Annotated in this window: 12 protein-coding genes and 1 pseudogene; 10 read left to right on the top strand and 3 right to left on the bottom strand. The window is 46.0% G+C overall.

Annotated features, from left to right (window positions below; all coding sequences use genetic code 11):
* Positions 1-312 precede the first annotated feature (312 nt).
* A complete protein-coding gene (locus J2T14_RS29375) occupies positions 313-474 on the top strand; it encodes a DUF4025 domain-containing protein (protein ID WP_307208147.1) in 162 nt (53 codons plus the stop codon).
* Between the two features lie 139 nt (positions 475-613).
* Here J2T14_RS29375 and J2T14_RS29370 read toward each other — a convergent pair whose 3' ends face one another.
* A complete protein-coding gene (locus J2T14_RS29370) occupies positions 614-988 on the bottom strand; it encodes a hypothetical protein (protein ID WP_307208148.1) in 375 nt (124 codons plus the stop codon).
* A 159-nt stretch (positions 989-1,147) separates the two neighbouring features.
* Here J2T14_RS29370 and J2T14_RS29365 point away from each other — a divergent pair, with 159 nt between their 5' ends.
* The 6 genes and pseudogenes from J2T14_RS29365 to J2T14_RS31050 all read left to right on the top strand — a co-directional run.
* On the top strand, positions 1,148-2,596 hold the full coding sequence (locus J2T14_RS29365; RefSeq protein ID WP_307476685.1) for a spore germination protein: 1,449 nt from the start codon (positions 1,148-1,150) through the stop codon (positions 2,594-2,596).
* A gap of 4 nt (positions 2,597-2,600) precedes the next feature.
* Entirely contained in the window at positions 2,601-3,830 is a 1,230-nt protein-coding gene (locus tag J2T14_RS29360; RefSeq protein ID WP_307476683.1) for a Ger(x)C family spore germination protein, read from the top strand.
* Positions 3,831-4,084: 254 nt separating this feature from the next.
* Positions 4,085-5,191: a GerAB/ArcD/ProY family transporter gene (locus J2T14_RS29355; RefSeq protein WP_307208152.1), complete on the top strand. Its 1,107-nt coding sequence runs from the start codon at positions 4,085-4,087 to the stop codon at positions 5,189-5,191.
* 69 nt (positions 5,192-5,260) lie between these two features.
* The gene (locus J2T14_RS29350; RefSeq protein WP_307476681.1) at positions 5,261-5,503 is read left to right on the top strand and encodes a hypothetical protein; all 243 of its coding nucleotides are present in this window, start codon (positions 5,261-5,263) and stop codon (positions 5,501-5,503) included.
* Positions 5,504-5,637: 134 nt separating this feature from the next.
* Positions 5,638-6,036, top strand: coding sequence for a TetR-like C-terminal domain-containing protein (locus tag J2T14_RS29345; protein WP_307476679.1), 399 nt, complete (start codon positions 5,638-5,640; stop codon positions 6,034-6,036).
* 11 nt (positions 6,037-6,047) lie between these two features.
* A pseudogene (locus J2T14_RS31050) lies at positions 6,048-6,161 on the top strand (AraC family transcriptional regulator); the annotation flags it as partial.
* Positions 6,162-6,260: 99 nt separating this feature from the next.
* Here the strand turns inward: J2T14_RS31050 and J2T14_RS29340 are convergent.
* The gene (locus tag J2T14_RS29340) at positions 6,261-6,428 is read right to left on the bottom strand and encodes a hypothetical protein (RefSeq protein WP_307208154.1); all 168 of its coding nucleotides are present in this window, start codon (positions 6,426-6,428) and stop codon (positions 6,261-6,263) included.
* Between the two features lie 219 nt (positions 6,429-6,647).
* Between J2T14_RS29340 and J2T14_RS29335 the strand changes: the two genes are divergently transcribed.
* The gene (locus J2T14_RS29335; RefSeq protein ID WP_307476677.1) at positions 6,648-6,929 is read left to right on the top strand and encodes a hypothetical protein; all 282 of its coding nucleotides are present in this window, start codon (positions 6,648-6,650) and stop codon (positions 6,927-6,929) included.
* 607 nt (positions 6,930-7,536) lie between these two features.
* On the opposite strand, the gene J2T14_RS29330 is transcribed toward J2T14_RS29335, so the two are convergent.
* On the bottom strand, positions 7,537-7,818 hold the full coding sequence (locus J2T14_RS29330; RefSeq protein ID WP_307208157.1) for a hypothetical protein: 282 nt from the start codon (positions 7,816-7,818) through the stop codon (positions 7,537-7,539).
* 93 nt (positions 7,819-7,911) lie between these two features.
* On the opposite strand from J2T14_RS29330, the gene J2T14_RS29325 reads away from it, so the two are divergent.
* Both J2T14_RS29325 and J2T14_RS29320 read left to right on the top strand, forming a co-directional pair.
* Positions 7,912-9,504: a spore germination protein gene (locus tag J2T14_RS29325; RefSeq protein WP_307476701.1), complete on the top strand. Its 1,593-nt coding sequence runs from the start codon at positions 7,912-7,914 to the stop codon at positions 9,502-9,504.
* Positions 9,497-10,714: a Ger(x)C family spore germination protein gene (locus tag J2T14_RS29320; RefSeq protein ID WP_307476676.1), complete on the top strand. Its 1,218-nt coding sequence runs from the start codon at positions 9,497-9,499 to the stop codon at positions 10,712-10,714. The genes J2T14_RS29325 and J2T14_RS29320 overlap by 8 nt, the downstream gene beginning before the upstream one ends.
* The last annotated feature ends 4 nt before the right edge of the window (positions 10,715-10,718 follow it).

The following is a 10,718-nucleotide window of genomic DNA, read 5'->3' as shown; positions in this document are numbered from 1 at the left end:
CGGTCGAGGGCTTATCCTAAAACGCTTATACGGTCCATACAACCTGTAAGCAACAGCTAAAGTTCGGCAAGACAATCTTTCGTATCCAGTTTTCAGGGCGCAAACGTAACACCGCGCCAAACACGAGAGACCTACCGCATGTTCATGCAGTAGGTTATTTGTTTTTTTGCATAAGCTTAAGAACACCATAACCCTTATCTGTTTCAAATAAATCAATCTACGACGCGAATTTCTTTGGGTACAGGCATGGCATTGGTTACATATCGCTTCAAATGTAGGTCATACTACTTCTAGAAAAAGAGGTGAAATGGAATGGATGAGAAGCAAAATAAATCAGAAGAAAAACAAAATCTCCAGGGGAATGCATTGACCAAGGAACAACTATCAGACGTATATATGGCAGGCACCAGCGATGGAATTCATCAGCTCGCAAAAGGCGAAGTTAAAGTGGAAAATGAACCTTATAAGGAATAATTGTGGCGGCGAAAACTTATATTGAAGCAAATGAAGCATAATAGCAAGACTAAGCCCACCCGCAAAGGTGGGCTTTCTAATTTTGCCTGAAGGTAACAAAAAGGGACATTCCATATCTGGAATATCCCTTTTTGGGTCTTTAAACGAGCGCGCCTGCCTTCTGTACGATCGCCATCGCTTGCTCAAAGTCTTCTTCCTCGATGACAACGGTCAGCAGAATGTCGCGACCCGTTACTTCGTTATCTTGACCTCCCGAGCTCATACCGCTGGCACTGACGCTTGTCGCTGCGAGGATGCCGGCGTCCCGGTCGGAGAAATCGCCGCCGAGCGTTAAGTATCCGAGTCCGGGGAAATCGCTTGTGATCGGATTATCAATATGATCAGAACCGTCGCCCGGGTAACCGTCGAACCTGTCGATCGAGCTGTCTACAAGCTTTAACGATTTTATTTGCTCAAGCGCTTGCTTGGCTTGCTCAGGACTTTTGAAATAAGCGAGAATGTTTTTTTCCGCCATAGGTATCCCCCATCTTAGGTGTAGATTAGTTACGCGTTTGTCTCGTCAACATGGAGTATGTTGCACGTAACGCCCGCAATGTATGTATGATGCTCGTGGCATAACCTACCGGAATCAGGAAATGATAAACATTGGAAAAACGTTAAGGCGGTGGACCTCATGAAAAGTCAGATCGATCAGCAGCTGTTCTCCGATCGGTTGGACGACAATAAACGTCTGCTGCTTGATTTAATGGGCAACAGCACCGATTTTATCTCTCGCGATTTAAAGCTAAATGGCTATATCCCAATCGCTCTCTTCTATTTGGAAGGAATGGTGGATATAACAGCCGTACAGGAGGGGGTCATTTCATCGTTGCTGGATCGCGCGCAGCAGCTCGGCGGGCCAATCAATCCGGAAACGATTCAACAGCATATTCTAAATATGGGCGAGGTAGGCTTAGAACTGAACATAGCAACCGCACTGGATCACTTGCTGTCGGGAAGTTTGCTTCTGCTGTTAGAGGGTCATTGCGAAGCGGTTGTCGTTCATTTGCCCGGATGGGAGGATCGCGCCATTAGCGAGTCAAGTACACAATCTGTCGTGAGAGGACCGCAGAACTCGTTCAACGAGACACTCAGGACGAATACGACACTTGTTAGGCGCAGAGTGAAGGATATCCGAGTGCGTCTTAAGACGATTCAGATCGGCAAACTTACGAAGACGGATGTGGCCATTATGTACGTAGATGGAGTGGCTGATCCGAAACTGGTGGACGATCTCATTCGTCGTCTAGAGCATGCGGATTATAAGAACATACTCGAGGGCGAATATATCGAGGAGCTGCTGCTGGAGAAGAAGCAACAGACGATCTTCCCAGTGGTGTACAATACGGATCGTCCCGACACGATAGCTGCGGGCATGTTGGAAGCGAAAATTGCAATCTTCATCGACGGCACACCGTTCGTATTGCTCGTTCCATCACTATTTGTTGACTTCATCCAATCGGCGGAGGACTATTATCAGTCTTATTTCTATAGCAATCTTATTCGTTTATTGCGTTATACCGCATTAATCATATGCATGATGGGTCCCGCTATCTATATTGCTCTTACAACCTATCACCAGGACATGCTGCCTACCCAGCTGCTTCTTAGCTTGGCTGCTCAGAGGGAAGGCGTTCCGTTTCCGGCTTTCTTCGAAGCGCTCTTGATGGAGATCACTTTCGAAATTTTGCGTGAAGCGGGGATCCGCATGCCGCGTACAGTAGGACAAGCTGTATCGATCGTCGGAACGATTGTTATCGGGCAAGCAGCCGTGGAAGCGAGCATTGTATCGGCTGTTATGGTCATCGTTGTTGCCATTACGGCTATCTCCAGCTTCGTCATCCCTTCTTACGGAATGTCGATCCCGATTCGAATCTGCCGATTCGGGTTTATGATACTAGCTGCTTCGTTCGGCTTCCTCGGCTTAACGGTTGGCGGCATTATCCTCATTCTGCATTTGTGCAGTCTTCATTCCTTCGGCGTTCCTTACATGAGTCCGTACGCTCCGTATAACAAGAGTAAGCAAAGCGATGCCATTCTGCGCTTTCCGATTCGGAATCATAGCAACAAAGGAGAACAGTAATGAAATGACATCGACGATGCTAAATGCCTGTATGAGATTTATCGCGTTATTCACTGCGGCGCTGCTGATGACACTTACGCTATCCGGCTGTTGGAATCGAAGAGAGCTTAATGATATGGCCGTTGCGATCGCTATTGGCATTGACCGCGTGGACGAGCAATACGAGGTTACCATCCAAACGGTCGATCCTTCCCAAATGTCCAATAACCGCAATGTAGACCGTTTTCCGACTCGCATCTATTCAGAGAAAGCTTCAACGATCTTCGAAGCGCTGCGCAAAGTGACTTCCAAATCATCGCGCAAAATATATCTCGCCCATCTACTGCTGCTATTATTCAATGAGGAAATGGCCCGAGATGGGATCAAGGAACCATTGGATTTTCTTTTTCGCGATCACGAGGTTCGCCCGGACTTCAATATAGCGGTGACGAGAGGTTATCAGACAAAGGATGTGCTGTCCATCGTTACTCCGCTTGAAGTGCTCTCGGCGCTAGATTTATACAGATCGCTTAACGTTTCACAGAAACTATGGGCCCCAACAGCTGCGGTCAATATTAATGAAATGATGGTAATGCTGACCAATGATGGCGTCGAGCCTATATTGACCGGTCTTACGCTGATCGGAGACTTGAACAAAGGACTATCTGCTGACAACGTTAAGCAGCCCCGCCCTTATCTGTACTTTAAATTCAAAGGGATCGGCGTGTTCCGCAAGGACCGATTGGTAGGCTGGTTGAATGAACCGGATAGCAAATCATTCAGTTATGTAAACAATCATGTGTCGAGTACAGTAGGGAGCGTCCAATGTCCAGGATCGAAGAAGCGATTCGCGATTGAATTGGTGAAGTCTAAAGTAAGCAGAGAACCTTCCATTCGAAATGGGAGCCCGCATATGAAGCTGATTGTCCATGTGTCGGGCAATGTTGGCGAGGTGCAATGCGAGACGGAGATCAACGATAAATCAATAATCGAACTGCAAGAGTTGGCCAGCGAACAACTGAAATCCATTATCGAGAATAGCATCCAGCATGTGCAATCCCAATATGGCGTCGATATTTATGGATTCGGAGCAAATTTTCATCAGAAATACCCGAAGCAGTGGCGACAATGGCGTACGAACTGGAATGAGCAATTCGCCCAGATGTCCATTGAGGTCCAAATGGACTATCATCTGAGACTGATTGGCAAAATTATTAGTCCGTTTGGCAACAATCCACAGCAGAAGAAGGAGTGAGTCAATTGTTGACCGCTTTCATCCTGATATTGGCGATTGTCGTATTCTTTGCAGATTTTCGAGGAATGAACCGTCAATCCACAGTAAACAAGGAAATCGTCTTCAGTTCAAGCTTGCTTGGAATTGGGGTCATATTGGGTGTTTTACAGTTGTTTCAAGTACCTTTACCTAGCCTTATGACTGTCATAGAGTATGTTTTTCGCCCAATTAGTGATTGGATGACCGTTATGCTCAAATAATAGGGGGGGGCAGATATGAACAAAACGGGAATCACCCAAAGGCAAGCGACCATGTGGTTCACGCTGTATCAATTAGGGAGCGCCTTGCTAATACTGCCAAGTTCACTGGCCGCGTACTCGAAGCAAAATGCTTGGCTCAGCGTCTTATTGACAATGATCCTCTTCATCGTGCTAAGCCCATTATTCATTACCATTGCCAAACAAATGGGGGATCGATCCTTCCATAATTATTTGACTGGCATGATGGGTAACGTGATTGGAAAGACAGTAATGGTCTTGTTTCTTATTGCGTTTCCATTTCTAACTTTCTGGCTCGTTCTGAAGGACTTAAGCAACTTCGTTACGACGTCGATCTTCCCAGAGACTCCGCCTGAAGCCGTGCATGCGCTAATCCTTATTGCAGTCGTCATAGGGGTTAGAGCGGGAGTTACCGTTATAGGAAGATCGGCAGAACTGTTGTTCTTCATCGTGATATTATTGGTAGCAATTGGCTTTCTTTCGCTCCTCCCGGTATTGAGATTCGACTATTTGCTGCCAATGCTCGAAGGCGGGTTCAAGCCGATTTTTCATGGTTCCATTTTATTGCTTGCATACCCGTATCTCGAATGTGTGTTGTATTTGTTTTTAGTTCCCGATTTTCAAGATGCAAGCAAGTGGAAGCTAAGCTTAATGAAAAGCACGTTAACGAGCGGTATGATTTTTCTAATCATTACTGTGACGGTAGTTGCAGCGCTTAGCGAGGGCGTAACGGCTAATCTGGTGTACCCGAGTTACTTCGTCATTCGTACCATCAGCTATGCCGACATTTATCAGCGCTTCGAGATTGTAGTTGCAATTCTGTGGTATATCACGATTTTTTTCCGTCTGGCCCTGCTGCTCCATGTCGTGACAAGAGGGTTGGCGGATGCGATTAATATTAAAAATGCAAACAAATTAGTCATTCCGCTCGCATTAATCGGGTTTGTAATGGCAAAGGAGGTTCTGCCTAACGTCCCATCCGTTATCACAGCCTTCGAGGTATGGCCGTATTACGTATTTGTATTCTCGCTTATCCTCCCTGCAATATTGTTAATGCTCGGTTGGATGAGGAGAGCAAGAGGTAGGAACGGGACGCCGACATAGAAGTTCTAATTTCGGATAATTACGAGGCGGATGCAGATAATAACTAAATCAGAAGAGAGGGGGAGTATCATGAAAAACAAACGTGAAAAAAATGAAAGCCATTCCGAACTTGCAACCGTTGAATCACAGAGAAATGAATTGACTGCGGAAGAATTTCCTGAAGGTCCTTACGGATCAACCCTTCTAACGGAAGATATCGGTAAAAGTACGCCTTGGCGTGAAGATCAACGCGTAGCGAATCCTTTCGGTTATGAAAATAAGGAATTACATGACGAATTGCCTCGCGAGTATCCACCGGACTATGAGCCTTAAGAAGACTTGGAAATTCAAGGATGAAAATAAGACTACATTCCTTCAAATAAGGAAGTAGTCTTATTTTATTGGTATACATTATTAGGCTTCTTTGAGGATGGCCTTTTTCAACGGCGGTTGAGGATCCCCGTCGGTTGGAGAAGTTGGCGGATGAAATGGAAGAAGACATTCGGACCGTACTCAATCGATTGCCGGAAAATGACGATTCCATAGAAGAGATCGATTCATTGATGTTGGTAAGCTTGCTCGAGCCTATTGCCGAAAACGCCAAATTTTATAAAATCATTCTCGGTTCGAGACGAACGCCGATCTTCACGGAACGTTTGCTAAAGATGTTGTCGGAGATGATTGCGTTGCGGGTCGACAAAACGGGGAGCGATTCCTTGCATACAAGGTCGGGTGTTCCAAAAGATATAGCGATATGGTATGGCTCCTCCGCCTTGATCGGTACGATCGTAGCTTGGATCAAAAACGATATGCCGTATACGCTGCTTTTCCTGGCCAAGCATTTTACAATGATGTCGAGGAAATAACCTTATGCGACAACAAGAAGCTTACGGAGCAATCGCCCATGAAAGTCAACCTGATTGCCAAGAAGGTTGGCTTCGGCAGCGTTACCCATTTTGGAAGAGTGTTCAAGTCAGTCAGGAATAGATAGCGGGGACTTACTTTTTTAATTGTGAAAACAAAAATAAGACCCATAAAATGGGTCCTATTCATTCATTGTGAAGCTACGAGTTTTCGATCGATTTGCTGCTTAGTAGCCTTTACCGTAACCGCCTGTTCCTACTCCGCCTACTTTGCCGCAGCTGCCGCCGTAGCCGCCTACACCGTTAAAGATGCCACAGCTGCATGCGATAATTACCAATAGAATAAAAAGTACCAAGATCACTCCGATATTGTTATGACCGCCAAATCCGGACATTACAGCACCTCCTGTTTTTTGAGTACACTTTAAGATATGTGCTTTTGTTAATGATTGATTGGGCATTTACTAGGGAGACAAATGACCGATTTTAAATGACATGAGCTGCACGGTTCAAAATGATTGGAGGCGATCGCCTTCCATGTCAAACATACAGTCTCATTGACTCTTTGCGAATACAATAAAGTGTAATCCAATTCCAGGAAGGGGATAATGACTGTGAACCGTAATAATTATTATGGCATGGGTAATGTAGCCGGCGTTACTGACGCTGAGTTTTGTCCCGATTGTCCGACGCAGACGATCTATGATCCTCCAATTACGCAATACGAGAACTACTACCATCCGCAGCTTGTGAATGTCGTTCAAAATATCGAAACCGTTAAGCAACATCATTGCTGTCCTGTCTATAAGCACATCTATACGCATACGGAGAAAAATGTGATGGTTTCAAGCGCGAAACGAAGAAAACACGCTAAAGTCTCCTCGAAGAAACGGTAGAAGCAATAGACTGCAGCTTCATATTCTTGAAGAAAAGGCAGCCTCGGCGAATGGCTGCCTTTTTTTTTTGCTATGCGGGCTGCTTTCTTTCAGCAAGCTTTCAACCCGTTTATATTTTCCTGTAAGTTGGAGCTCATCATTGCGAAAGGTTGAACATCACCAGCCCCCGGCCTTTCTGGCACCCGCATGGATTGTCTTGAAATTTGCAGTGCTTGCTGCGGCAACCTGGTTGTGGTCGAAATCGTCCGGCAGAGTCAGGCGGAGCTGAATCTTCTTAAAGCCGCCCGGATCGAGAAGCAAATCGGATAAACCGTTGACGGATTAATTACAGGAGTTTATGAACCCCGAACCCAGGATGCTCATCCAACCTGGGGTTGTTTGCGTCTATATGGGTTTCTCGTCCTCTCGGCTGTACAACACCCGGAATGAATTCTCCTTTTTGTCCCACAATAAATATCCCATCTTTACAAGCTCGTTGACAGCCACTTTTATTCCCGCCTCTGTTCTCTGCGAGCGCAATCGGATAAAAGTGAGGTATCTGGGATCCATTCGAAAGGGAGCGTTTCTCTTATCGTTCCAAATGACAAGTAACACCTTGCGGGCATTATCAGATAACATGCTTCACCAACTCTAAATCCACGATATTCTCAGCCTTGAACACACGAGGGGCGTTTGCCGTAAAGCAAAATGCCTTCATCATTCCGTCTCGAATAGACAACACCCGTACCATGCGAAATGTAACTTCCCGGTGACGGTCAATATAGATTAGCTCAACTGTTTTACCGAGATACTCCTTCATGCGAACACCACCTATAGGAACATATATTCTTATTATATACCAAACATGCGTTCTTGTTTCAACTGGAAATAAAAACTGTACCAGGTGCATGCAGTAGTCTCCTTTTCATTAATCTTGGAGCTTTTGGATATACTACTCAACTGGAAGCATCGCTTAATTAATTGAAGGAGGGAGATACGTTTGCTGCGGATCAAGAGTCGTAAACTTTCGAATCGTAACACTAGCTCGAACGAGCTGGAATCGCCAAACCTCTCGCTACCTGATGATCAAAATGTTGAATTAAGCACAGATCTCGCCGTTAACGAGAAGATGCTTAGAGAAACTTTTCAAGCTTGCTCCGATATCGTATTTCGTCCAATCAGCAGCAACCCCAAAGTACTCTTGGTTTACACCGATGGTTTAATCGATACAAAAACGTTGGATAAAGTTGTGTTAGCGCGGCTCCTATTTGATGGAACTTCCCGTGAATTTAATGGTGATCCTGTCTCAGGACAGATCATCCAAGAGCAACTGGTTGCCATCTCGCAAGTTCAAACGGTCTCTACATTTGACGATGTATCCGATGGGATTCTGAAGGCGAACGTCGTCCTATTGGTCGACGGAGAAAACAAAGCTTTGATCGCAGACCTCAAAGGATTCGAAAAACGAAATGTTGCAGAGCCGGAAGCCGAAGTTTCCGTCCGAGGGCCCAGGGACGGATTTACGGAAACGTTGCGAATCAATACAAGCTTAATACGCAGAAGAATCCACAGTCCAAAGCTAAAAATCGAATCGATTACGGTTGGCCGGGTTTCTCAGACCGATATCGGACTCGTATACATTGACGGGATTGTATCGAATGCGATCTTGGCGGAAGTCCGAAAAAGAATCGAACAAATTCAAATTGACGGGGTGCTGGAATCGGGTTTTATCGAAGAGTTTATTGAAGATACCCCTTGGTCTCCTTTCCCCCAAATTCAAAATACCGAACGCCCCGATATCGTATGCGCCAGTCTGCTTGAAGGAAAAGTCGCGATTATCGTCGATAACACCCCATTCGCGTTGATCCTTCCAATGACATTTTGGACGGGCTTGCAGGCGGTAGAGGATTATTACGAACGCTCCATCTATACGACCTTTGTTCGGTTCGTTCGTTACTCTTTATTAAATATCGCACTGTTGCTTCCGTCCATTTACGTCGCGCTTTCAACGTATCATCAACAGCTCATTCCCACGAACCTGCTCATCAGTATCGCTAATTCCAGGGAAGGGGTCCCGTTTCCGACGTTTGTCGAGACATTGTTGATGGAGTTTATGTTCGAGGGCCTCCGGGAGGCGGGAATTCGTATGCCTAAAGCTGTTGGTTCGGCCGTCAGCATCGTGGGAGCGTTGGTCATTGGGCAAGCCGCCGTGCAAGCGGGCATCGTATCTGCCCCTGTCGTCATTGTCGTAGCGACGACCGGGATCGCATCGTTTGCCATTCCGCGATATAATTTCGGGGCTGCATACCGGCTGCTTCGTTTTCCGATGTTGGTATTAGCCGGAATGTTAGGATTATACGGGATAGCGAGCGGATTGCTTATCATGATCATACATCTTCTTGGTTTACAGTCGTTTGGAGTTCCGTATATGAGTCCGGTAGCTCCGCAAATCCCTCCAGACCTGAAGGATGTATTCATACGCGCTCCCAGATGGAGTATGAATAACCGCCCTGCTTTCTTCTCCGGCAGAAATAAGAAGCGGATCCCGGAAGGCCAACAACCAAGTCCTAAACGAGGAGAGAAGCCGAATGACTAGGAAACGGTGCGTTAGTTTCTGTTTGATTTTTTCCTTATTTTTCATATCGGGCTGTTGGGACAGTTCGGAAGTCAACAATCTTGCCATTGAACTCGCTTGGGGAATCGACAAAGCCCCGAACAAGAAGGTCATGATCAGCGCTCAGGCAATCATCCCGTCGAATATAAGCGGCAGTCAGGGCAGTAGCGCAGGCGGAGCAAACAAGGAGAAGCCTTATTTCGTCGTATCGAGTGATGGGATGAATACGCTCGATGCGGTACAGCGGATGCAGACTAAGCTTTCCAGGAAAGTGTTTCGCGGTCATCGGCGAGTCATCGTGATTGGGGAATCCATGGCAAGACAAGGAATTAAGGAGGTATTCGATACCTACACCCGAGATCCGAACCTCAAGCTGCGAACCGATATATTTATCGTCAGGGGGAGCACCGCAAAGGAATTCTTAAAAATACCGTATCCATTAGAAACGATTCCCGGCCTAGGGGTTCTAGGGGAATTCAACCAGGTCGGAACACTCATGGAGATGGGGCTCTTAAATTTTTTGCTCGCCGCGACCAGCGAAGGAGCATGTCCGATCGTACCCTCGGTTGCGATCGGTATGAACTCTTCCTCCCAAGATAAAGAAAAACAGAAGGATCCATCCAATGCGGAAGGATTCCGAATCGCAGGACCTGGAATTCTCAATAAAGATTTGAAATTGGTTGGATTTTTGAATGTAGAGGAAGGTCGGTCCATGCGATGGGTTGCCGGGAACTTAAATAAGCTGACGATATCGGCAGCGATTCCGCAAGAGAATGGCAACGTCAGTATAGATGTCAACAAGCTAGGCAATAAGATTCAACCGGTTATCCAAGGGGACAAATTAAAATTCGTTATTACGTTAAAGGGACAAGGAGCGATTCGCGAAAACAACACTAATCTGGATCTTACGCAAACGAAAAATATTACTATTCTGCAAAACGCACTGAAAAAACAGATTGAAGATAACGCACTTCGAACGATTACCAAAGTGCAAAAAAAATACGGAACGGATGTGTTCGGATTTAGCGATGCCCTTCGAAGAAAAAATTTGCCCTTTTGGAAATCTATAAGGAAAAACTGGGTAACGGAGTTTCGGGAAGCCGAGATTTCCGTGAACGCGGAATTGACGGTTCGGCAAATGGGAGTAACGGGTCCATCCTTGCATTTGAACCCAACCGAGATTGAGAAATGAAGAT

The sequence above is a fragment of the Paenibacillus harenae genome (genome assembly GCF_030812415.1).
Lineage (GTDB): Bacteria > Bacillota > Bacilli > Paenibacillales > Paenibacillaceae > Pristimantibacillus > Pristimantibacillus harenae_A.
This window is presented reverse-complemented; position numbering and strand designations above follow the sequence as displayed.